Annotated in this window: 22 protein-coding genes and 2 pseudogenes; 11 read left to right on the top strand and 13 right to left on the bottom strand. The window is 63.5% G+C overall.

Annotated elements, in window-relative coordinates:
• Nucleotides 1-3: 3 nt before the first annotated feature.
• From H8B13_RS19805 to H8B13_RS19785, 5 genes are all read right to left on the bottom strand, one after another.
• Nucleotides 4-1137: a conjugal transfer protein TraG N-terminal domain-containing protein gene (locus tag H8B13_RS19805; protein ID WP_187312556.1), complete on the bottom strand. Its 1134-nt coding sequence runs from the start codon at nucleotides 1135-1137 to the stop codon at nucleotides 4-6.
• A 14-nt stretch (nucleotides 1138-1151) separates the two neighbouring features.
• Nucleotides 1152-3767, bottom strand: coding sequence for a VirB4 family type IV secretion system protein (locus tag H8B13_RS19800; protein WP_187312555.1), 2616 nt, complete (start codon nucleotides 3765-3767; stop codon nucleotides 1152-1154).
• Complete coding sequence (locus H8B13_RS19795) at nucleotides 3751-4062, bottom strand: hypothetical protein (protein ID WP_187312554.1); 312 nt, start codon at nucleotides 4060-4062, stop codon at nucleotides 3751-3753. The genes H8B13_RS19800 and H8B13_RS19795 overlap by 17 nt, the downstream gene beginning before the upstream one ends.
• A 3-nt stretch (nucleotides 4063-4065) precedes the next feature.
• Complete coding sequence (locus H8B13_RS19790) at nucleotides 4066-4479, bottom strand: hypothetical protein (protein ID WP_187312553.1); 414 nt, start codon at nucleotides 4477-4479, stop codon at nucleotides 4066-4068.
• Between the two features lie 66 nt (nucleotides 4480-4545).
• Complete coding sequence (locus tag H8B13_RS19785) at nucleotides 4546-5169, bottom strand: hypothetical protein (protein WP_187312552.1); 624 nt, start codon at nucleotides 5167-5169, stop codon at nucleotides 4546-4548.
• Between the two features lie 247 nt (nucleotides 5170-5416).
• Between H8B13_RS19785 and H8B13_RS19780 the strand changes: the two genes are divergently transcribed.
• Together H8B13_RS19780 and H8B13_RS19775 are read left to right on the top strand one after the other, a co-directional pair.
• A complete protein-coding gene (locus H8B13_RS19780) occupies nucleotides 5417-5803 on the top strand; it encodes a hypothetical protein (protein WP_187312551.1) in 387 nt (128 codons plus the stop codon).
• A gap of 84 nt (nucleotides 5804-5887) precedes the next feature.
• Complete coding sequence (locus tag H8B13_RS19775; RefSeq protein ID WP_187312550.1) at nucleotides 5888-8443, top strand: toprim domain-containing protein; 2556 nt, start codon at nucleotides 5888-5890, stop codon at nucleotides 8441-8443.
• 79 nt (nucleotides 8444-8522) lie between these two features.
• Here the strand turns inward: H8B13_RS19775 and H8B13_RS19770 are convergent, their stop codons facing one another.
• Nucleotides 8523-8813, bottom strand: coding sequence for a metal-sensing transcriptional repressor (locus tag H8B13_RS19770; RefSeq protein ID WP_187312549.1), 291 nt, complete (start codon nucleotides 8811-8813; stop codon nucleotides 8523-8525).
• Nucleotides 8814-8955: 142 nt separating this feature from the next.
• Here H8B13_RS19770 and H8B13_RS19765 point away from each other — a divergent pair, with 142 nt between their 5' ends.
• Nucleotides 8956-9348 (top strand): VOC family protein, encoded by a 393-nt coding sequence (locus H8B13_RS19765; RefSeq protein WP_187312548.1) that lies wholly within the window; start codon nucleotides 8956-8958, stop codon nucleotides 9346-9348.
• A gap of 132 nt (nucleotides 9349-9480) precedes the next feature.
• Here the strand turns inward: H8B13_RS19765 and H8B13_RS19760 are convergent, their stop codons facing one another.
• Complete coding sequence (locus H8B13_RS19760; protein ID WP_187312547.1) at nucleotides 9481-9732, bottom strand: DUF4113 domain-containing protein; 252 nt, start codon at nucleotides 9730-9732, stop codon at nucleotides 9481-9483.
• Nucleotides 9733-9926: 194 nt separating this feature from the next.
• On the opposite strand from H8B13_RS19760, the gene H8B13_RS19755 reads away from it, so the two are divergent.
• Nucleotides 9927-10790, top strand: a complete 864-nt coding sequence (locus H8B13_RS19755) for an alpha/beta fold hydrolase (protein WP_187312546.1) — start codon at nucleotides 9927-9929, stop codon at nucleotides 10788-10790.
• A gap of 61 nt (nucleotides 10791-10851) precedes the next feature.
• Here the strand turns inward: H8B13_RS19755 and H8B13_RS19750 are convergent, their stop codons facing one another.
• The 4 genes and pseudogenes from H8B13_RS19750 to H8B13_RS19735 form a co-directional block, all read right to left on the bottom strand.
• Nucleotides 10852-13107, bottom strand: coding sequence for a xanthine dehydrogenase family protein molybdopterin-binding subunit (locus H8B13_RS19750; RefSeq protein ID WP_187312545.1), 2256 nt, complete (start codon nucleotides 13105-13107; stop codon nucleotides 10852-10854).
• Nucleotides 13108-13129: 22 nt separating this feature from the next.
• Nucleotides 13130-14182: an FAD binding domain-containing protein gene (locus H8B13_RS19745; RefSeq protein WP_187312544.1), complete on the bottom strand. Its 1053-nt coding sequence runs from the start codon at nucleotides 14180-14182 to the stop codon at nucleotides 13130-13132.
• Between the two features lie 12 nt (nucleotides 14183-14194).
• Nucleotides 14195-15226 carry a 2Fe-2S iron-sulfur cluster-binding protein gene (locus H8B13_RS21635; protein ID WP_187312543.1) on the bottom strand — a complete coding sequence of 344 codons (1032 nt, stop codon included), beginning with the start codon at nucleotides 15224-15226 and terminating at the stop codon, nucleotides 14195-14197.
• Between the two features lie 54 nt (nucleotides 15227-15280).
• Nucleotides 15281-15634: pseudogene (locus H8B13_RS19735) on the bottom strand (hypothetical protein); the annotation flags it as partial.
• 240 nt (nucleotides 15635-15874) lie between these two features.
• Between H8B13_RS19735 and H8B13_RS19730 the strand changes: the two are divergent.
• From H8B13_RS19730 to H8B13_RS19705, 6 genes are all read left to right on the top strand, one after another.
• Entirely contained in the window at nucleotides 15875-16885 is a 1011-nt protein-coding gene (locus tag H8B13_RS19730; RefSeq protein WP_187312541.1) for an ArdC family protein, read from the top strand.
• 15 nt (nucleotides 16886-16900) lie between these two features.
• The gene (locus tag H8B13_RS19725; RefSeq protein WP_187312540.1) at nucleotides 16901-17257 is read left to right on the top strand and encodes a hypothetical protein; all 357 of its coding nucleotides are present in this window, start codon (nucleotides 16901-16903) and stop codon (nucleotides 17255-17257) included.
• 454 nt (nucleotides 17258-17711) lie between these two features.
• Nucleotides 17712-17978 (top strand): hypothetical protein, encoded by a 267-nt coding sequence (locus tag H8B13_RS19720; RefSeq protein WP_187312539.1) that lies wholly within the window; start codon nucleotides 17712-17714, stop codon nucleotides 17976-17978.
• Nucleotides 17979-18056: 78 nt separating this feature from the next.
• Nucleotides 18057-18350, top strand: coding sequence for a hypothetical protein (locus tag H8B13_RS19715; protein WP_187312538.1), 294 nt, complete (start codon nucleotides 18057-18059; stop codon nucleotides 18348-18350).
• A gap of 491 nt (nucleotides 18351-18841) precedes the next feature.
• The gene (locus H8B13_RS21720; RefSeq protein ID WP_187312537.1) at nucleotides 18842-19081 is read left to right on the top strand and encodes a transposase; all 240 of its coding nucleotides are present in this window, start codon (nucleotides 18842-18844) and stop codon (nucleotides 19079-19081) included.
• A gap of 116 nt (nucleotides 19082-19197) precedes the next feature.
• A complete protein-coding gene (locus H8B13_RS19705; RefSeq protein ID WP_187312536.1) occupies nucleotides 19198-19749 on the top strand; it encodes a hypothetical protein in 552 nt (183 codons plus the stop codon).
• A 355-nt stretch (nucleotides 19750-20104) separates the two neighbouring features.
• Here the strand turns inward: H8B13_RS19705 and H8B13_RS19700 are convergent, their stop codons facing one another.
• Nucleotides 20105-21004 carry a bestrophin family protein gene (locus tag H8B13_RS19700; protein ID WP_187312535.1) on the bottom strand — a complete coding sequence of 300 codons (900 nt, stop codon included), beginning with the start codon at nucleotides 21002-21004 and terminating at the stop codon, nucleotides 20105-20107.
• Between the two features lie 356 nt (nucleotides 21005-21360).
• On the opposite strand from H8B13_RS19700, the pseudogene H8B13_RS19695 reads away from it, so the two are divergent.
• A pseudogene (locus tag H8B13_RS19695) lies at nucleotides 21361-21951 on the top strand (recombinase family protein); the annotation flags it as partial.
• A 75-nt stretch (nucleotides 21952-22026) separates the two neighbouring features.
• Here H8B13_RS19695 and H8B13_RS19690 read toward each other — a convergent pair.
• On the bottom strand, nucleotides 22027-22359 hold a 333-nt coding region (locus tag H8B13_RS19690; RefSeq protein WP_187312533.1), incomplete at its 5' end, for a sigma-70 family RNA polymerase sigma factor.

Here is a 22359-nt window from a genome sequence, read left to right as displayed (position 1 = left end):
AGATTATTTGGTCCAGATGCCCGAGGCCCGTTGGCGGTAGGATGGGTTCAGCGCTTCGGACATGGTGATGGTGGGCAGGCCGGAAGAGGCTGAAGATGAAGCTGATTCACCTCCCTCGCTGGCGCCGCCTGCGCTGCCTCCTCCCCCACCGGATGCTCCCTGGCCACCTCCCCCGCCCCGGCTGCCGCCATTGCCCAGCGCGCGGCCCACGGCACTCGATAAGCCTCCGCCCCCGGGCGCGGCCACGCCGGCCACGGCGGTAGCGGCGCCCACGGCCGAGCCGACCATGGAGCCGACGAAACCCTGCACGGCCGAGGAGCCGATGAACATCGACGTGAGGTAGGGCACCATCACGTAGAGCAGCACGAAGGCCACGGACATGACCATGAACTTCTCGTCGTCCACGGACTGTTGCGGGCCGTTGGTGAGGCCGCTGAAAATGCCATTGGGCTCCTGCGCGGTCTCAGCGTAGAAGCCATAGATGGTGTCGAGCAGCACGAACGTGAGGCCCCAGAGCTGCACGGCCAGGAAGTTCTGCAGCCACTTCATGGCCAGCTGCCCGAAGGCCGGAATCACCGACAGGGTCATGGCAATCGGCCCGCACACGTACAGAAAGCCCAGGATGAACTGCTGGATAAACTGCATGATGTGGCGAATGATGAGTACCGCCGTGGCCGTAAACAGTCGCGTCAGAATGCCCGAGAGCGTGAACGAGCTAAGCGTCTGGGAAATGCTGGTCATCAGCGAGCTGGCGCCCGCCACGATGTCACCGATGCCCATGGAGTCGTTGCGGGCCGCGGCGGCCACCGAGGCCGGCGTGGTCAGGTCGCGGATGGCTTCGGCCGCCGACTTGTCGGTCGAGAACATGGCCGTAAAAGCCGCCAGACCCGTGCCCAGCGTGTCCATCAGGGTCTGGTAGAAGAAGAGCAGGAAGAATATCCAGGTAGCCTTAATAATGGGCCCCCAGTCCATGGCCAGGCCGCTGCCGGAGATAAAGCCGCGCCCGATGGTGTAGAGCAGGGCAATGCCCATCAGGCTGGGCGTGATAAAGCGGCAGGCCGTGAGCACCACCTGCAGGGTCTGGTCGCAGGCCCGCAGAAAGCCCGGGTCGATGCCGTAGGCGACCATCCCGAGCATACTCCCCAGCATACTCATTTCGCGAGGGCCCCTTTCCGGGCCTGTTTATCCTCCACAAACTGGTCCACCGCGTAGTCCAGGCGCTGCACCCGCACCGGCTCGTATTCCAGCTGCCCGTCCGCGGTGAGCAGCACGTGCCCGTTCTTATCCGTCTTGGGCCGCTGCTGGGTCTGCTGGTAGAACTTCACCAGCTTGTTGAGGTGGTTGCGCTCCACAGGCTTGGACGTCAGGATGGCATCGAGCTGCGGGGACGCTTCCAGGGCGAAAACCTTGCCCTTGGCACCCTGCTTGATGAAGAACTCCCGCAGGGCCTCGGTCGAGCGCACCGAGCGGATCAAATCCATCTCGTGGCCCGTGAGGCCCAGCGGGGCCTGCAGCTGGGCCAGGGAGTCGGGGTTGACGTGGCGTAGGATAATCTTGGTGGCCGAGTTGTTGATAATGGCCGGCCCGATTTTGCTGCTGGTAATCTCGGTGATGCCCTGGGTAATGATGGTCACCGAGCCGTTGGTTTTGCGGATGGTGCGGTACATGGACTCAATGAACTCGGAGAGCACCCCCGAGAGCATGGTCCAGGCCTCGTCCAAGGCGATATACTTGATGTCGTCGGGAAACTTGCGGAACAGGTCCAGGCTCAGCTCGGTGATGAGCAGGGCCACCACGGGGTAGAGGTCGGGGTCGGCCTGCACCTTGGCCAGATCGAAGCAGATGAGGCGATACTCCGACAAATCCACGTCGCGCTGGGCGTTGAGCACCCGCTCGTAGCGACCCCCGGTGATGTACTGGCCCAGCACCAGGAAGAACTGGTGCAGGTCGATGTACTTCAGGTTTTTCTGGTACTGCCGGCGGGCGCCGTCCAGTGGGTCGGGCTCCGCGCCTTCCCCGGGCAGGGCCACGGGCTTCTGCATTTCCTGGTCGTACTGCTCGACGAAGCGGTAGAAGCTTTCCATGCCGGGAAACTCCTCGTCCTGCTGGTTCAGGCGCGGGCTTTCGTTCAGGCCGGCGTAGTACTCAATCAAAAAGCGCGAGAGGATGGTCCGCTCACTCTTGTCCAGGGCCGTGTCCTTGCCGCCCTTCCAGAGGGCCGCGATCAGGGCCAGGTGGAAGTTGGTTTTCTCGTCGTTGTAGAGCCACCGGCCCGCCGCGTCGCGCGGCACCACGAAGGGGTTGAACTCGATGGGCCGCTGCGGGTCGTACTCGAAGTACGTGTGGTCGAAGTCCTCGCCGTTGAGCGACTGCAGCACGTTGCGGTAGGTGCCGCCCACGTCCATGATAATCTGCCGGGCGCCCTTCTCGAAGCGCTGCACAATCAAATTGCCGAACGTGTAGCTCTTGCCCGAGCCCGAGGGGCCGATGACAATGGCGTTCTGGTTGTCCAGGGCCGTGTTGAACAGGTTTACCTGCACCAGGTTGCGGAACCGGTCGGTGAGGTACTCCCCCACCGGGTCGGTTTTGTAGGTAGCCGTCCAGTGGGTGTAGCAGGCCCCGCGGTCGGCGGTGCTCGTCAGCCAGCGGTCCGGCACCTGCCCGGCGTTGCCGGGCAGCAGGCCGAAGAACACGGGCAAGGCCAGGTAGCTTTCCACCACGCTTTCCGTGCCGAACATGTAGCGGAAGGCCGCCGTGGCCCGCTCCACGTTCTCGCGCCGGCTGGTGTCGTTCGTGTCCCAGAGCACGCAGGAGAGGTGCAGGCCCACTATCTGCTTGTTCTCGGCCCGCACTTCGGCCGTGAACTCCTCGACTTCGGCCGCCCGCAGGTGGTTGTCCTGGGTGGCCAGAAACGAGAGCGAGGCGTTGAGCTTGCGGTCGGTATCGAGCGAGCTGAGCTCGGCGCGGGTATCCTGAACGAGCAAAGCCTGGGTGAGCACGTGCGGGCACTGCAGGATGTGGGTGAGCGGGTAGAGCATCGGCGCCGTCACCCCGTAGCCGTTGCGCACGGCCGGGTAGGCGTCGGAGCCCTGCCCCACCATGCTCAGCACGTTGACCTTGTGCTCGCCCACGCTGAAGGTGCCCAGGTCGTTGCCGATTTCGCGCTCCTGCCGGGTAGGCTGCCCATCGAAGTTAAGGTTGAAGTACTGCAGGTAGAGATGGTGAATATCAGAGCTTTGTAGCCGTTCAAAAGTGACTCCGCCCAGGTTCTTGAGGCCCTGAATGAATTCCACGGCCCCGCTTTCGGCCGCTTCGAGCGTGTGCACGAGCTGGGCAAAGGGGTTCTTAAGCACCGCTTCCCCGGCACGGGCCACCAGGGCGTTGACGGCGTTGGTCTTGGGCGACTTCACGGCCACCGGGGCGAAGGACAGGAACAGGTAAGACTTCTGCAGCAGCACCAGCCGCTCGAAGAAGTGCTTGCTCATCTTGTGCTCGAAGTAGGTCTGCTGGCTTTTGTCCTCGCGGTAGGGCCGGTCGTAGTAGATGTCGGTTTTCTGCATGATGGTGCCCACCGGCAGCGGGCGCAGTACCCCCACCAGCGCGGTCTGGAAGGCGTCGTAGTCGTCCGCGGTCCAGCTTTCCATCTCGGCGGGCTCCACGCGGAAGCCCACTGCGACGCGGCCGTCCCGGAAGATTACTTTGTCGCCCTCGAAGCTGTGCACGGGCATCACGGCGCTAAAGGCGACCGTTTTAAGCTTTTTTCTCATACCTAGGAGGAGGTATAGGCCCCACCGCCAGGCGGCGGGGCTGAATGAAGGTGAAGGAGAGCCAGCCCAGCAGGAAGCCGGGCGCCTGCTTGCGGCTTAGGTAGCGCAAACCCAGAATAAGGCTTAGCTCGATGGCGATGACGAGCAGGTAGACCAGACGCGGGATGCGCACGGCCATGCCCAGAAAGCCGAGCAGCAGCACGGAGCCGATGAACAGGCCGACCAGTAGCCCCAGGTCCGGCAGGTTCATGCCCAGCACCTGGGCGGGGCGCTCGATGGACTTATAGGAGCGCATGGCCTAGCGTACGCCCCCGTCGCCGCCGCCCACGGCGCTGACCAGATCGTCCTTGAAGAGTTGGAAGCCGAACCACAGAATCACGCCGCCCACCAGCCAGCCCAGGGAGCCCAGGGCGTCGGGGGCGCCCTGCACGAACTTCATCACCACCCGAATCAGGCCGACAATGAGGATGATGGCGAAAATGACCTGCACGATGCCCACGACAGTTTCCCGCACGCCCTCCAGGGCGGCCGCGGCGCCCCCACCCCCAAACTGGGCCCGGGCGGGGCTGGTGGCCAGAGCCAGGATTGTCAGCATGGCGGCCAGCCGCTGTTCCGCACGGCTGGGTTGATAGGTTTGTCCGGCTACCATCAGGGTTTGTAGCGTCTGCCTTACTCGGCGGGCAGGGATTCTGACTTTAGTATTGAATAGCATAAAAAAGGTTAATGAGGGTAAGAAGGGTGCTTATCTCCCCGGAAAGCGGATCTAGCGTTAGAAGGATTAGGCGGGCGGGGGCGGGCTACTGGGCCCGGGAAAAAGCTCGCTGAGGGCCGTGCGCTGGTTTGCAGTTTTCGCGCTCATGCGGGCCCGCCGCTGCTGGCGCAGGGCGATTTCGGCGGCCCGGTTGGCTTGATCGTTGGCCGTGGGCGCCGGCGCCGTGAGCGGGTTGTAGTAGAGAGCTGCGGCGGGCTCCTCCTCGTCGAGCGCCGTCGCGGGACGGGCAGTCTTGGGCTCCGTAGTGCTATCAAGCGTGTCCAGTAAGGACGTAGCGGCGCCCGGGGCATGACGGATGGAGACGGGCTGGAAATCTGCAGCCGGCCCTGAAATCAAACTAGGCTCGGCTATAGGGACTTCGCCTGGCGCAGGTTTCTGCAGGTCTTCCGCCGGAAGCAGGCGGGCCAGCGCATCCCCGACGGTAGCGCCCGGAGCCGCGCTGGTTGTTGCCCCGGAAGTGGTGGGGGAAGCCTCGTAATGGAAGGAGCGCAGGGAGTGGTGATTCCGGGGGCTGGTAAGGGCTGTTGAAGCCGGGGCTGGCTTACCGCTGCCCCTGAAGCGCCACCAGAGCAGCAGCCCCAAGGCTGCCACGGATACCACAAAAACCAGGAGAAACAAGCCAGCGCGCATAGTGGGCCCATACGAGAAGGCTTATAATTATGTTAGTATAAAGTTAGTAAAAACATAATAATAAATTAGTCGTACTAGGCTCAGGTACATAAGGTGCTGTGCGTGCCCCGCTAAGGGGAAGAAAGCAGGAAGTAAAAGATTGGAGTTTTTCCGTCCGAGGGATTGCAGGTTATCGCTGCTGTGTGCGTCCTTTGAAGTTACGCTCCTCTTTTTCCACTCCATCTGCCTTGGCAGCTCGCACACCTGCATGTCCGTATCCGATCCCACTTCCACCCCGCTGGGGTTTCCTGATTTAAGTTTGTCCGCGCCCTACGGCGAGTGCCTGCGCTACGTGCAGTACCGCCTCAAAGCCATTGCCCAGGGCGATTTAACCACCTTTTGTACCCAGCATGGATTGACTTATACCAACGTCGTGAACCTGAAGAACGGCAAGCTCAAGCGCGACGAGCCCCGCCTAGTGCAGCGCGTGCTGCGCGCCCTGGGCGTGGCCACGGAGATGGTGCGCATCGACATCGGCAGCGGCGCCAACCAGTACGTGTTCGGCAGCGCCGAGCAGCTGACGCAGTTCCGCGAGCAGCTGGCCTTCTTCGACGCCGCCGCCCAGCGGGCCGGCAGCCCGCCACCGACGACCTAATTCCCGGATAGCTTTTCCTTCGGGCCCGGTACGGGTGCGGCGGGAGACGGAGCTAGCCGGCTCCTCTCACCTGCTACCCCCGCTATGAACGCCCCCCGCGACAACGACCCCACCGAACTCGACCGGTTCAAGCGCGACATCGACCTGGTTGACTACGCCCAGCGCCAGGGCTATGCCATCAAAAAGGAAAGCCGCCGCGGCGACTGGCACCACCTGGTTAAAGACGACGAGCACGTCATCGTGACCCGTAAGGGTGACCACCAGGTGTACCTCAACACGGGCGACGACCGCGACGCGGGCTCCGTCATTGACTTTGCCAAAACCCGGGGCGGCGATGGCCACGGCCTCAACTTGGGCCAGGTGCGCCAGCAGCTGCGCGAATACCTCGACGGCGCGCCCGCCCCGGCCCGCCAGTATGCGACTCAGTATTCCACCCGACCCGATACCGCCCGCCTGAACAGTTTGCCCGTGGGCGACCCCGAGCAGGCCAAGCAGGCCGAGGAGGAGCGTCGCACGCGCCTGATAGCTGAGGTGCTGGGCGTAAAAAAGGAGCTGACCGACCGCAGCTACCTGCACGGACGCGGCATCACGGATGAGACGCTCGACAGCCCGGCTTTTCAGGGCCGCATCTTCACGGCCCAGCAAAACGAGCATCGCAACACCGCCTTTCCCCTCTACAACGAGCACGGGCTGGCCAGCGTGGAGCAGAAGAACGAGCACTACAAAAGTCTGCTGCCCCTGCCCAAAAACGGCATCTGGGTGTCCCACCCGACCGAGGGCAAGGACACGCCGGTGGAGCGCGTGGTGGTGAGCGAGTCGGCCATTGACTCTTTATCCCATTACCAGCTCAAGCACGGGCAGGACCCCCGGAATACGCTTTACCTGGCCACCAGCGGCACGCCCACCGAGGCGCAGGTAGCCCTGATTCAGCGGGTGATTGACAAGCAGGCCCCGCAGGAAGTGGTCCTGGCCAACGACCGCGACGCCGGCGGCCGGCAGTTCAACATCAACTACCTCAACGAGCTGCAGCCGGCCCGGCCCCTGGTGCCGGTGGCTGAGCAGGAAGCCTACCGCGAGGCCTCCCGGCCGGTGGAGTGGCACGCTACCAGCGACAAGTACCACACCAGTCTAAAAGTGACCTTCCACCACGACTCGGCCGAGCAGGGCGCTAGTCAGGTGCAGCAGCTCAGTGAGCGGGTGGCAAAAATCAACAGCACCCAGGAAGCGGGCCCTTCGCTGGCCGTGGAAGTGCAGCGCAGCACCGAGCAGGCCACCATCGTGCGGCTCACCGTAGCCCGGGCCGACACCGCCCAGCTGGAGGTCGTGGCCCAGGAGCTGTACCGGCAGCGCGAGCAGCTGCGTCCCGCCGCCGAACGCCAGCAGGCGGCTTTTCTACGGGTGGATTACCCACTGGCCAAGGACTTCAACAAAGAGCTGGAGTACACTTCGCAGGGGCTTAGTGCCGAGCAAATCCGGCTGGCTGCCCAGCGCGAAGAGCAGCAGCGCGAGACGGAGCGCCAGCAGCGCCTGGCCGAAGCCCAACGCCAGGAGCGGGAGCAGCGGGCCTTGGAACGGGAAGCCCAGCGCGAGCGGGAAAACCATCCCCTGGCGCAGGCGGCCCGCGAACGCGACGACCAGCGCTTCAACCAAAACGTGGGGGGCACGGCCGTGGAAGCCGAACAACCCACCCGCTCCTACCGCAGCGAGCAGGAAGCCCGCGAGCAGACCGCGCAGTTCACCCACCTCAAAGACGCCGGCGTGGTGCTGCTGCGCGACTGGATGCACGACAACCCCCCGTCTGCCGGGCGCACGGCCCGGGGAGAGGAACCGCTCGACCGCCGAAGCGAACGCTCCGCTCCCATGGAACGTGAGGACGTAAGAGCAGCTGCGCCCGGAGAGGAAAAGATGGCCACGTGGCGCGTCGATGAGCTTACGCCCCACACCACCGGCCGGGCCGAAGCCTGGAAGGCCGTCCTGGAAAGCGACGGCTACCTCCGCACGAGCGAGGTGCGCAGCTCCGTGGATGAGCAGGGGATCCGCCGGGCTGATTTTGACATGCATTATCGGAACGACCAGCGCGAAATAGCCCTGATTCACGCCATTGTCTCCAACACCAAAGCCCGCGCTGAGGCCGGCCACCAGCAGTACGCCGGTATCGGCATTACCGAAAGCGAGGACGACCAGGCCGCGCGCCGGCAAGCGGCCATCCAGGCCGAATTGCAGCCGGCCAACCGACTGCGTCGGGTGCAGGAGCCGCAGGATGTCGCGGGGGCCGACCGGGCGGAGGACCGAGCAGCCGGCGTGGAGAAGAAAGTACTTATCGAAGTAACCGAGGTGACGCCGGTGCCCGGGGCTCGCGGACAGGCCGAAGCGGTGCAGGATGCCGTGGTGGCGAGTGGGGCCACGGTTGGCGAAGTGCACAGCAGCACCGACGAGCAAGGCAACCGTCGTTCCGATATGCTGGTTTCCTACTGGACCGACCAACCCGAGCTGGGCCGCATAAGCCAAATGCTCGATGCCATTTCCCGGCAGCCCGGCAGCGAGGTGAGTGAGTCCAGCCACGACCGAGGGGAACGCCAGGAATTGGCCCGGGGCCAGGAAGCAGAGCGCCCCGGCGTGGCCTCTGACCTGACCCGATAATCTCCTCGTGCCTTTTATCTACTTGAATGAGGGATAATAATCAATTAAGGCAGCCTACCTGGGCTGCCTTAATTGATTATTAGAGCCAGTAGCGTGAGCCTTTGCGAAACACCTCGTCCAGTATCAGGTGCCCGGCGCTGCGCAGCCCGTTGGTCACGGCCTTGAACTTCACCAGAATTTGCTTGGGCTCGGTGGTTTCCGCGTCCAGCATCTTGCCGATGCCCTGCAACTGGCTGGCCAGCATGTTCAATCGACTTTTCAGGAGGCGGGTGAGGTGACAGGGCTGCTGGTGGCTGTGCTTGGCAAACTCGCGCATTAGGTGCTTGGCCGTGGACGAAGCCGCGAGCTGCCAAGCGTCTGGTGAGGGCACAAATGGAAATGTTGATGCGTAAGCCCTGGGCACTGACTACGAACCCGCGTTAGGTAAAAACGAGCAGCCTCTTCGGCAGGCCAGTTAGCCAAGGTCACCGATTTTTCGTTTAAGAAGGCCATCGCTTTCTGTTACCTTCTTCATGGCTATTCAACCAAAAACCAAGGGCTTGGCCCACGTCGCCCTGCGCACGACCGACTTTGCCCGCGCCAAAGCGTTTTATCACGACCTGCTGGGCTTGCCGATTGCGCTCGATACGCCCGAAATACTGGGCTTCCTGGTCGGGGCCACGTTCATTGGCTTCAAGCAGGCGCAGCCTACCCACCCCGGGGGCAGCACCTTCACCCCCTTCAACGTGGGCCTTGACCACATCGCCATTGCCTGCGAAGACGAGGCCGAACTGCACCGGGTCGCTGCGGCCCTGCAGGCGGCCGGGGTGGAGAATACGGGCGTCAAAGTGGACACGGTGGGCCCGATGAAATATGTGGCTTTTAAAGACCCGGACCGCATCGCCTGGGAGTTTTACATGGTGTAGGGCGAAGCCGATTTGCCCCAAATGAGTAGTTTCGGAGTCGCTGCACAGTAGCCCCAAGGGCCAGTCCGCGAGTTGAGCAGGCGCGTAATTCACGGACTGACCGTCTGGGCAACCGGGTGCTGCTTACTGCGCTTATCCCACCAGCAATGGGTCCTCCAGCCGGGTGGTGTACTGCGGGCTGCGCCACTGCGCCTGTCCTTCCCAAGGTGCCCGAGCTTGGCCGGGTGCCAGCACCAGCGCCGCCAGCTTGACGGTTCCTTTTCCAAAGCGGCGGTTAATAGTATCGAGTTCAGCCATAAGCTTAGTGCGCTTCTCCGACACGGGACCTGCTACAAACAAGCCGAGCTGAGTCTGGCCCGCCGGCTCCAAGCCGTCGAATAGCACGTCGGCCTTAGTGTATCGCTGGCTTGAAGCCCTGGACTTCGCGGCCGTGCGTCTCAAGCTCGCCTTTCAATAAGTTGTCTAAGTTGTCGGCCGCCGATGGGTGAGTTAACAAGATTACGCCCTGTCCTAACTCCTGTGCTTGACGAACGTAGGTACCTACACCTATTTTCTTTCAACCCTTTCCCCTTACCCGTATGAGTTACATCAAGGCCGGCCAGGACGCCAACGGCGAAGACATCAAGTTGCACTACACTGACCAGGGTCAGGGCGCCCCGGTGGTGCTTATCCACGGCTGGCCCCAGAGCCACGAAGCCTGGACCTACCAGCTCGGCGAGCTGCCCAAGCACGGCATCCGAGCCATTGCCTACACCCGCCGCGGGTTCGGCAACTCGTCCAAGCCGTTTGAGGGCTATGACTACGACACGCTGGCCGACGATTTGAAGGCCGTGCTCGACACGCTGAACCTGCAGAACGTGACGCTGGTGGGTTTTTCCATGGGCGGCGGCGAGGTGGCCCGCTACATGAGCCGCCACGGCGGGGCCCGCGTCAGCAAAGTGGTGTTCGTCTCCTCGGTGACGCCCTACCTGCTCAAAACCGACGACAACCCCGACGGCGTGGACAAATCGACATTCGACGACATTCAGAAAAACATTGCCAAGGACCGGTTTGACTTCCTGCAGACCTTCGGCAAGCAGTTCTACGGCGAGGGCCCGCTGAGCAACCCCGTCAGCCAGGCGGTCCTCGACTGGTCGTACAACATGGCCACGCTGGGTTCGCACCAGGCCACGGTGGCCTGCGCCCACGCCTTTGCCGAAACCGATTTCCGGCGCGACCTAGCGGGCATCTCGGTGCCGGCCCTGGTCATTCACGGGGAAGACGACAAGACGGTGCCGATTAAAAACAGCGGGGAGCGCATGAGCCAGCACCTCCAGCACGCCACCTACATTGCGTACGACGGGGCCCCGCACGGCTTGTTTATCACGGAGAAGGACAAGCTCAACCGCGACCTGGTAGACTTCGTCACCGGTACGGACGTACGCGGGGGCCAAAGCAGCTAAATATCTTTCCTCATCCGATAAAAGCCCCGGCTTCCCGAAAAGGAGCCGGGGCTTTTTCGTGCTACGCGCGCATCAGCTTGTCGGGCGTGAGCGGCAGGGAGCGCAGGCGCTGGCCGGTGGCGTGGAACACGGCGTTGGTGATGGCCGCCGGGGTACCCACGCAGCCAATCTCGCCGATGCCGCGCGCGCCCAGCTCGCTGATGTGCGGGTCGGGGATGTTGAGCCATTCCACCTGCATGTCAGGGGTATCGGCGCAGCTGGGCACGTGGTAGTCGGCCAGGTTGCGGACCACGGCGCGGCCGTTGCGCGGGTCGTAGTGGGTGGCTTCCATCAGGGTAGCGCCCACGCCCATGGCCATGCCGCCGATGATTTGCGAATGGGCCGTCTTGGGGTTCATCAGCCGGCCTACGTCGTACACGGCGCACAGCCGGGCCACGCGAATGGAGCCGCTGGCCTCGTCGACCCGCACCTGCGCGAACACCGCGCCGAACGAGTAGAACGAGTACTTTTCCTTTTCTTCGCCCGGCTTGGCCCCGCCCGTGGCAACGACGGAAGGCAGCTTGGCGCGGCGCAGAATCGCGCCGTACTCCTCGCCTCTCGCCGGGTTTGCTTTGAGTGCCAAACGTCCTTCGCGCGCTTCTATGGCCGTGGGGGCAGCGCCGGATAGCGGGGAAGCAGGGTCGCTAATGGCCAGATTTTTCAGTGCTTCCAGGGCCGCGCGGGCCGCAGCTTGCGCAGCCGGGCCCACGGTGGCCGTGGTGGTGGAGCCGCCAGTGGTAGGCGCCGAGGGCAAGGCCGAGTCGCCCAGTTCAAACCGCACCCGCTCAACGGGCAGGGACAGCGCGTCGGCGCTGATTTGGCGGAAGATGGTGTAGGCGCCGTTGCCCAGCTCGTGGGTGGCGCTTTGCACCAGGGCGCGGCCGTCGGCGAAGATGGTGGCGCGGGCCTGGGCCTCCCGCCGGCCGGCCGGGTACATGGTGGTGGCCATGCCGTAACCGATGAGCTGAGTACCCTCGCGCATGGAGCGCGGCTGGGGATTACGGGCGTCCCAGCCGATGAGCGCCTTGCCGCGGGCGTAGCACTGGCGCAGGTTTTTACTGCTCCAGGGCTTGCCGGTTTCGGGGTTTTTCTCGGCGTAGTTGCGCAGGCGCAGCTCCACGGGGTCGAGGTTGAGTTCGGTGGCCAGTTCGTCGATGGCGCACTCCAGGGCCCAGCCGCCCACGGTTTCGCCCGGCCCGCGCATGGGGCAGGGCGAGGGCAGGTGCAGGTGCGAAAGCTGGTGCACAAAGCCGATGTTGGGCACGGCGTACAGCATGCGCGTGAGGCGGGCGCAGGGCTCGGTGAAGCCGCTGGACAGCGAGGAATGCGTTTGGGTGTTGTGCTGCAGGGCCGTGATGTTGCCGTCGCGCGTGGCGCCCAAGGCCAGGGTTTGCCGGGTGGCAGCGCGCTGCCCGGCCACGGCGAACATGTCCTGCCGACGCCACTCAATTTTGACCGGCCGGCCCACCGCCCGCGCGGCCATGGCCGTGAGCAGCGGTGGCGCGTACAGCCAGCCCTTGGCTCCAAACGCCCCGCCGATGAACGGGCAGATGACGTGCACGCTTTCCTTGGGCAAGCCCAGCGACGTGGCCATAACCTCCTGCAGCACTTCGAGGCCGCGGGTGGTGTCGTAGAGGGTGAGAAAGTCGGCCCCTCCGCGCTTTTCCCAGCGGGCGATGGTGGCCAGTTGCTCGATGGGGTTGTGGTGGGTGATGGCCGACTCGTAGACCTGCTCCACCTTCACCGGCGCGGCGGCCAGCGCGGATTTGGGCTCTCCTACCGTCACCTGCAGTTTTTCCTTGTTGTTGCCCAAAAACATTTCGGGCAGGGTTTTGCGGCGGGCGGCGGCCATGGCGAGCTGCGGCGGGCGCTCCTCGTAGGCCACGCGCACCAGCGTGGCGGCGTACCGGGCCCGCTCGTGGGTGTCGGCCACCACCACGGCCAGCGGCTGGCCGGCGTACTCGATGGCGGCGGTTTGCAGCGGTTGCAGTGTTTCAGTGATGCCGCCCTCGCCGCGAAACTGCGTCTCGCCTATTTTCTCGGGGATAGGCTGCAGCCGGGGGGCGTTCTCGTAGGTGAGCACGGCCAGCACGCCAGGGGCCTTGCGCGCGGCGCTCACGTCGAGGGAACGCACCGCACCGTGGGCAATGGCGCTGCTCACCACCGCGCCGTAGGCCAGATTGGGCACGTCCCACTCGGCCGTGAAGCGCGCCGCGCCGGTGACTTTAAGGCGCCCGTCTACGCGGTCGAGCGGTTTTCCAGTGGCTTGCGTCGTCATAGATTTGGAACAGGTAGATACGTTAACGGGGAGTGGCGAGCTGGCCGGCCACGCCGCCCACGCTGGCCGCAAAGGCGGTGCCGGCCGGGCCTTGCAGGGGCTGCAGGCCGCTGGTTTCCAGCAGGGCCCGCACCAGCAGGTTGCGGCCCATGGGGATTTTGTAGGCGTTGTGCTCGAGCGGCTGGGCGTCGGCAAAGGCGGCCTTGGCGGCGGCCTGGAACAGTTGTTCGGTGGGCAACTGGCCCGCCAGCAGGGCCTCGGCGGGGCCCACGCGCCAGGGCTTGTGCGCCACCCCGCCCAGCGCCACCCGCGCCCGCCGAATCGTCGGCCCGTCCATTTCCAGGGCCACGGCGCACGAGACCAGCGCGTAGGCGTAGGAGGCGCGCTCCCGCACCTTCAGGTAGTGCGAGCGGCCGGCGAAAGCGGGCAGGTCGATGGCCGTGATCAGCTCGCCGTGCTCCAGCACCGTGTCGAGGTGGGGCGTGTTGCCCGGCAGGCGGTGCAGCTCGGGAAAGGCGATGGTGCGGGGCCCGCGGGGCCCAAGGGTTTGCACGCGGGCATCGAGCGCGGCCAGGGCCACGGCCAGGTCGCTGGGGTGGGTGGCGACGCAGGCCGCCGAGGCCCCGAACAGGGCGTGGACGTGGTTGTAGCCGCCAATGGCCGCGCAGCCGCTGCCCGGCTCGCGCTTGTTGCAGGCCTGAGCCGGGTCGCGGAAATATGGGCAGCGGGTGCGCTGCAGCGGGTTGCCCGCCATCGAGGCCATGTTGCGAATCTGCACCGAGGCCCCCGCCAGCAGGGCTTCGCTCACGGCCGCATACTTGGCTTGAATATCGGGGTGGTACGCCGCGGCGGTGTTGGACACGCCCGCGCCGATGCGCACCCCGCCTTCAAACGCTGCAATCTGCTTGAGCGGCAGGGCCGACACGTCCACCAGCAGGCTGGGGTGGTGCACGTCCTCCTTCATCAAATCGACGTGCGAGGTGCCGCCGGCAATGAAGGTGGCCCCGGGGGTTTTGGCCACGGCGGCCACGGCCTGGTCGGCGCTGTCAGCGCGCTGGTACTGGAAAGGATGCATGGCAGATTGGGGTTAGGCGCGCTGAACTTCCTGGATGGCGGCGATGATGTTAGGGTAAGCGGCGCAGCGGCAGAGGTTGCCGCTCATGGCTTCGCGGATGTCGACGGCCGAGCCGGCCCGCACGTTCTTGTCTTGCACCAGCGCCGTAGCCGCCATAATCTGCCCCGGCGTGCAGTAGCCGCACTGAAAGGCGTCGTGCTTGAGGAAAGCCGCCTGCATGGGGTGCAGCGCCTCGCCCGTCGAAAGGCCTTCGATGGTGGTGATTTCCTTGCCCTGGCTCATCACGGCCAGCGTGAGGCACGCGAGGGTGCTTTGCCCGTCGAGGTGCACGGTGCAGGCGCCGCACTGGCCGTGGTCGCAGCCTTTCTTGGTGCCGGTGAGGTGCAGGTTTTCGCGCAGCGCATCCAGCAGGGCCACGCGCGGGTCGAGCTGCAGGCGGTGGGTTTTGCCGTTGATGTTCAGCGTAACCGGTATGTTGTCGGTGCCACTGGCTGCGGCCTCCGCTTCAGGGGAGTCCTGGTCGGAAGAACCGCCGCCGTCGCCGCAGCCGGGCAGCAGCAGCAAGGCGGCCGCCGCCAGTGTGGCCGTGACAAACGTGCGCCGCGAGAGTCCGCCGCCAAATACTCCCCCGCTACTGGGTGCTGCCGGTGGAGAATTCAATGCTTCCAGGGCCGCCAGCACCTGGCCCGGCCGCAGGTCCTGGCCGGGGGGCACCACCGTTTTCCAGCGCACCACGCCGTACTCATCAAGCAGGAACAGGGCGCGCTGCCCGGCTACGCCAAACTGCGCGGCGAGCGCCCCGCGGCAGTCCAGCGCGTGCCAGTCCTCGGCCGCCGTGTCGACAAAGGCCGCGCCGCTGCCAAACTCCCGGGAGAGGCGGGCAAAAATTTCGCTTTGGTAAGCCAGCGTCGGGTCCCACTCGTCGGGCGCAAACGCCAGAATGACAGGTTGGCCGCGCAAGGCGGACAACCGGGAGCCATCGGGTAATACGCCGTCCGGGGCGAGGTCACCGGTTTGCACAGCGCGGGCTATGGGTTGGCTCATTTGAAGGGTGCTACGTGGTGTATCTCAACAGATACGCACCTGCGCCCGCCGCGTTCAACTCCAGCTCGTCTCGTAGGCCGGGTCTGCCACTGGTGCCTTGCCCGAGCAGGGCCAGCCCCCACCCTGTTCGGGCTTTGCCGACACGGCGACGGCCCCAAACAGGGCAAGCTGGGTTTGGCCTGCGGGCTCCAGGCTGTCGAATAACACGCCCCCCTTGGAGTAATGCTGGCCCAGGTGCCACAAGCGTTTCCAGGCCGCGCGGGCCAAGCGTACCACCACCGTATTGCTGGCGGCTAACGGTAGGAGGAGTACCGCTGAGCAGGAATAGGGCGGCGGATCCAGCCCGTTGCGGCTCTTGCTCAGAAACCCCGTCACCAGGGGAACCGCATCACCCTGCCAGCGCAGCTTTTCGGCTGCCCGCGAGGGGTGGGTCTTCGCTTATAAAAAGTGGTTTTTCTGCCCGTAAGCTAAACCGCTGACCAGCTGAAAGAAGCCTTAGTTTAGAGCCAGTCCCGGAAGGGGCAGTGGGAGGAAGAAGGCGCCGCAAAAAGAGCAAAAAGATATGAAATAAGGAGCAAAACGTAAACTATAGGACGACTGTTTTCGTTTAATAGGTATAGTAAACGCCCACAAAAACAGCGATTTAGCATGAAAAAGTTCCGCCACTCCTCTGCCCGCCCGACTGCCCCTGCGGCGCCCTGTCCCGATGTCTACCAGATTGTCACCGACCGGATTGTGGCGGCGCTCGAAGGCGGCGTGATTCCGTGGCGCAAGCCGTGGAATGCCGTGTATGGCCTGCCCCGCAACTACGCCACGGGCGTGGCCTACTCGGGCATCAACGCCTTTCTGCTGCACTTCAGCGGCGCACTGCCGTTTTTCATGACCTTCAAGCAGGCGCTGGCGTTGGGCGGCCACGTGCGCAAGGGCGCCAAGGGCCACCTGGTGGTGTACTACAACGTGTCGGTGCGCGAGAACGAGCATACCGGCAAGGAGGAGAAGCTGCCTTTCCTGAAGTACTACACCGTTTTCTCGGTGGAGGACATCGAAGGCATCGCGTTCGACCTGCCCGCGGTGGAGCGCCACGCCCACACCCCGATTGAAGCCGCCGAGGCCATCGTGGCCGGCTGGCAGGAGCGCCCCACTATTGAGCACCTGCACCAGCGCGCCACCTACTCCCCTGCGCTGGATAGAGTGAACATGCCGGCGCTGGCCACCTTCACAACGCCGGAAGGCTACTACGCTACCCTGTTCCACGAGCTGACCCACAGCACCGGCCACGCCTCCCGGCTCGACCGCCCGGATTTGACGGCCGGCGAGGGCAAAGGGTCCGCCAGCTACGCCCGCGAGGAGCTGACCGCCGAAATGGGCGCCTCGTTTCTGTGCGCGGCGGCCGGGCTCGACACCGCGCAAACCGAAGAAAATGCCGTGGCCTACATCCAGTCATGGCTGGAGCGACTGAAAAACGACAAAAAGCTGGTGCTGCAGGCCGCCAGCAAGGCTCAGCGCGCGGCCAAGCTGATTCTGGGGGTGGTGGAGGAAGAGTCACAAGTGCCGACGCCAGCCCCCACTCCTACCCCCGTGCGGGGGCTGGTGCCGGAAACGGATGAGGTAGGCCGGCAGTACCAGGCCGCCGAACTCAGCTGGCTGGCCGCGGCCTAAGCCACAGCGCGGGCAGTGGCTCCCGGCTGCTGCCCGCCTGCCCGGTTCTTATTTCTCTCATTTTTCCCTACCGCCCCACCTATGAACGCTGCCAACGCTCCCGTTTTGGGGGACCCCAACTGGAACCGGTACCGCGCCCGCGTGGCCGCGGTTCTGACTGATGTGGAAGCCGACATGCAGCAGCGCGGCTACGGGCTCAGCGGTGAAGGGCTCACACTGGAAGTGGCCGAGCGCCTGTCGCTGGGCGTGGCCACCGCCGAGGACTTCCAGGTGCTCGAAGCCCTGGTAAAGGCCCTGCGACCCATTGCCCGCGAGGCGGTGCGCGCCACCCGCGAGGACCACGGCGGTCAGTTCACCCTGCTGCTGCTCTGATACCCTTGCTTACCTATCCCCCTACCATGAACCGGAGAGCAAAGCTGAATCCGTTAACGGACCCGTTCCCGCCGCAGCAGGCGTACCTAGCCATTGAGCAGCAGCCTGTCAACCCGGTCGAAAAACGCCGGTTAGAGTCCGTCCGCCGGCACGTGCTGGCCCACACCCACACGACCGATTTACGCGAGCTGGCGGGGGGAAGCTGCTGGGCGCCGGCTACGAGGTGGGCTGCGGCAGCGCTCACCTCTGGGTGCTGCGCGTTGGGGAGCAGCAGCGACTGGCCATTGTGGCCGACCGGTTGACGACGGTTTATCGGGACTGGTTTGAGCTCTTGCCGGACGGGGAGAGGTTCACCAGCCGCAATCCCCACCGCCGCCTCGTGCTGCCCGCCGAGTCGCAGGACCTGACTCTTGACTTATAAAATCTATCCTTTCATCCGGAGATTCCGCCCCCTATGCTATTGCAATCCCGCTGGCCTGCCGTTCCTGCGCCGCCGAATCGAACTGAACTGGATGCTCTGCGGGCCGAACTGCGCTGCATTCTGCAGCACCCCGCCATAGCCCCTGCCCGCCGGCAAGCCGCCGAAGCGTTTATCAGTCGTTGCACGGAAACCGCGCGCCTGGGCCAGTGGCTAGCCCTGGCGGTGACGGAATGCGTGCGGTGGGAAGAGCACATGCTAGCCCACGAAACTGCTCTGCGTGGGGGCAGCTATTTCCGATGATAACCAGCTGCTTGGCCAGCGTATTCCGTAAGGCGAATACCTTACGCGCCTTATTCTGTTCCTTTTTAGCTTTTTCGGATGACTCAAATTGCCGCTCCCACCGTTGCCTTCACCGAGCCATTGACCAGCCCGGCCCGGGTACACCACCCGGCCACGCTGGCCGAGCTGCTGGAAGTGGCCGGCACCCGCAAGCGCATTGTGGAGGCCTGGGGCGTATCGGCGCGCACCTACGATACCCGCAAGCGCAGCCCCGGCACCTGCACCATCGGGGAGCTGCAGCAGCTGGCCCGGGTGCTGAATGTGTCCGAGGAGGAGTTGTTTGCTGTAGTCCGGACCGAAGCCGGCCAGCGTGCTGGTGCTTCCCAGAGCTAACATACAACATCTGGGTTTATCCTGTCGCAGGTAACCCCAGACTGTAACCATACCTGCGCAATGCCGAAGGCAAAAAGGCTTTATGGGAGCAGCAGGTGATAAAATCACTTTAAACCCCTTAGTTCAGCTTTGGTGAAGCAGGGTTAGCAACCCAACCCCGAGTTAAAACTGCCGTTTTCTTAAACTTAGGGTAAACTGTATGGAAATGTACGGTGAGATGGTGCAGTAAATTAGCACGATAATTTGATCATGCGATTAGCAGCCTCATAGCTACCAGGGGAAGGTAGTTGCAGACCTTGCTAGCGTTGCTCCTGTTTGAAGCCCCCACGATGCCTATCACTGATGCTACCTTCTTAGGCCTTCCCTTCTCCGCGCAAGCACAGGTAGTCTGGCAGGAAGACACCTACCTGACCACCCGCTATGAAGAGGAAGATACGGAGTGAGGTGGTCTAGTTAATCTGGACATAATAGGGCCTACTCTTTCCATTGTTATGAAAGGCAGCCCCCACCCTGCCACACGTCGGCGTTATGACGCCGCCTTCCGCGCGGAGGCCCTGCGCTTGGCCAGCGAAAGCCGCTCGACGCAGGCGGACGCTCGCCCCTTGAATATCAACCTTAAGCTGCTCTATAAGTGGAAAAAGGAGGCCCTCACTCCCATAGCGGTGGTCCGCGGGGCAGAACTCAGTCGACACCGGAAGCCGACCCCTGGGCAGAGTTCTAAGCAAAGTTAACCCTGCTGTCACCCCACGTTTACTTGCAATAAACGCATATATTTTTAAATTTTATTAAGGCAGAGGGGGCCTTCCATCTCCCTGTTCTCCTGTTTTTCACCTTAAACCACACTGTTATGAAACCTGCTCTTACCTGGTTCACCCGCGCTATGTTAGTCGTAGCCAGTCTGCTAGCAACAGCCTGCCGTGACCCGCTCGAAACCATCGCCCCAGCCGCTCCCACCGCCCCAGCCATGGTGCAAAATGGATCAGAACAGGGGGCAACGCACGAGAGTGTGTTCTTCTCGGCCATTGCCCTTATTAGGGAGTGCTATGGCGAAGATATTGCCTTTAGCGGCCTGATTGAGCAGGTGGTGAAGAGCACAGTAGATAAAAGCGGTCGCGTGCACTATACCCGCCACTTTGGGGTAAAGGGCCTGACGGGCGTCGGCAGAACCAGCGGCTTACTATATGACGTGGTAGGCGGAGCCGAAATGTTTAACGTGCAGGACGCGCATTTTAATCCGAACGGGACGATCGACTTGGCGCGAAGCCGTATCGTGGTGCATCAGGGCACGCTGGTGTTTGTGCGCCAGTCTGATGGCAGCCGCGTGGTGGCCCGTCACATTATTCGCAAGGTGCCCGGATCCGATGAGGTAGTCAATACGTGGGTCTGTGGGGGCAGATAGGCACTTGGTTCACTACCAAAGCCTTGCTCTCGTCCACAGCCGTGAGCAGCCTGGTTTTGTGGGCCCCGGTGAGGCCGCGCACGCTAAAAAAGGCGAGCTTCGGCTCCTCCTCCCCCCGTAACAAGCGCATGAAATCGGTGGGCTAAGCAGGGGGCAGGTAACCAGGCTCGCGGCTACTTGTGTTGGGGGGTACCGCCTGACTTTGCGCCGCCCTGGCACCTGAAAAACGTAAAAGTGCGCGGACGTTCGGTCAACGTCTCCTACCCTTTCACTTCTACTACTTTCCCTGCTACCAGTAAATGCTTTCCAGCCGATGTTCCCTAAAACGGTTCTTTAAAAGGGCTGCCTTCAGCCCTTACATTAAATAAAACGTCTCGGCCGGGAGGGGGGTAGGCACGTTTGCTTCGTCCAGCAATTGCCGCAGGTTGATTTCAATGGTGCGGGCAATGGCCGTGACGGGCGTGTCGGTGGGCAAGTCGCTGAAGGGATCTTGCATGTAGCGGGCGGTGCGCTCGACCAGGAAGAAGGTGACGGCGAACATGAGCAGAATCGGGATTTCCCACAGGCCGTTGGTTTCGACCAGGCTCAGCGACAACGTGCCCAGAAACAGATAGATCAGAAAATGCACCAGCCGCCGGTAGTTGGTGGGAAACACCGTGCTTTTGATGCGCTCGGCCCGCCCCATCGCGTCGCACAGGCGCACCAGGGTTTCGTCGAGCTGCACTTGCTGGAAGGGATTGAGGCTCCCCTGCTCGTACAGGCCTTGGATTTGCTGCGTGTGCAAGGCTAACAGCGCCAACGACTTGTTGGCGTGACGCTCCGCATAGGCTACTTCCGGGGCCGGGAGGTAGCGGGCCAGCGTGGCCAAGGGATCCTTCCCCCGCAGGGCCTCGCCCAGACCGTAGCACCACGCTATCTGCCGGTAGGCCAGGCGGCGAAGCAGCGCCGGGGTCAGGTGGTCCTTCTGCACAAAGCTGCGCACCTGCAGCACCAGCGTGCGCGAATCGTTGACAATCGCCCCCCACACTTTGCGCGCCTCCCACCACCGCTCGTACGACTGGCTGATGGTGAAGGCCAGCAGCAGCGAAATCGAACCACCCAGAATGGAGGGCAGGGACAGCGGAATGGGCGGCAGGTAAGGCCCATAAAACCACTTCAGCACCTGAAAGATGACCGAGAGGAGCAGCATCCGCCCCACGTCGGGCAAAATACGTTTCAGAATAAAGCGAACGGGCAGCTTTGCATCCAGCAGCATAGGCAGGGCGAAGGAAGTGGAAACCTTTCTTTACGCACCCCAGCGGCAAATAGCCAACAGCAGGGTGGCTATGGCAGAAGTCTTGGGATCGTATCCAGCGCCTGGTGAACGGGCGCTTCCGCCACCCAAAACGCGGCTCCCAGCGCTTGTTAGGGGGTTTGAATCCATAACCCCACGGCTGGGGTGCGCGTCGAAAAGTTCTGCAACAGCCACTAACGTATTTCTGAACAAACCGGCGACCGACCGACCTCACGAGGAAAGAGGACCAACAGCCCCCGATTTGGTACAGAAAACTTGTTCAGCAATCAAAGTACAAATAAGGGTACCTTCGGCACGGATACCCTGTACTTTGCCTCATGAACATCGGCTACGCCCGCGTCTCGACCCGCGATCAGAACTTGGAACTGCAACTCGATGCCCTCACCAAAGCGGGCTGCGACACCATCTACCAGGAGAAAGTGTCCGGCGCCAGTGCCAGCCGCCCCGAGTTGGAGCGGCTGCTGAGCCAGCTGCGCCGCGGCGACACTGTCACCATTTACAAGCTCGACCGCCTGGGGCGCTCGCTCAAGCATCTGCTGCAGGTGGTTGGCGACTTGCAGCAGCGGGGGGTGGGCCTGGTGTCCCTGACCGATGCCATCAACACGACCTCCGCCCAGGGCCGGCTCGTCTTTAATCTCTTTGCTTCCCTGGCCGAGTTTGAGCGCGAGCTGATTCGCGAGCGCACCCACGCGGGGCTTGCCTCGGCGCGGGCGCGGGGACGGGTGGGCGGCCGCCAGCGGGGCCTCTCGGCAGAAGCCGAGCGTACAGCGATCATTGCTGAGACCCTCTACCGCGAGCAGCAGCTCGGCGTTAACGAGATTGCCCAGCGCCTGCGCATCTCAAAAGTTACCCTCTATAAGTACTTACGCCACCGAAAGGTGGTCATCCATGCGCACCGCAAGCCGGCAGCTGCCAAAGCTACCGACTAACTTTTAGACGAAACTTTTAACCAAGGCCTAATCCTGCCGACAATGGCATCTCCTTTAGCCCCCTTGGCCGGCCGCGTGGCGCAAGCTGCGCAGGGCTGCCCGGGTGCGGGTGCGTACCGTGCCCAGAGGTAGCGCCAGTTCCTGCGCCGCCTCGCTCATCGTGTAGCCCTTCAGGTAGAGCAGCTCGAGCAGCTGGCGCTGGGCCGGCAGCAGCTGAGCGACCAATTCCCGCACCCCAACATGCTCGGGTTGAAAACCGGCGGTGGCGTGGGCCAGGGCGGGGCACTCTTCCAGGGGCTGGGTCTGGCGAGCCTGGTGGGCGCGGCGGCTGCGCAGCTCGTCCAGGGCCAGGTTGCGACACAGCCGCAGGGCCCAGGTAAACACGCT

The organism is Hymenobacter sp. BT188, from assembly GCF_014333585.1.
GTDB lineage: Bacteria > Bacteroidota > Bacteroidia > Cytophagales > Hymenobacteraceae > Hymenobacter.
This window is presented reverse-complemented; position numbering and strand designations above follow the sequence as displayed.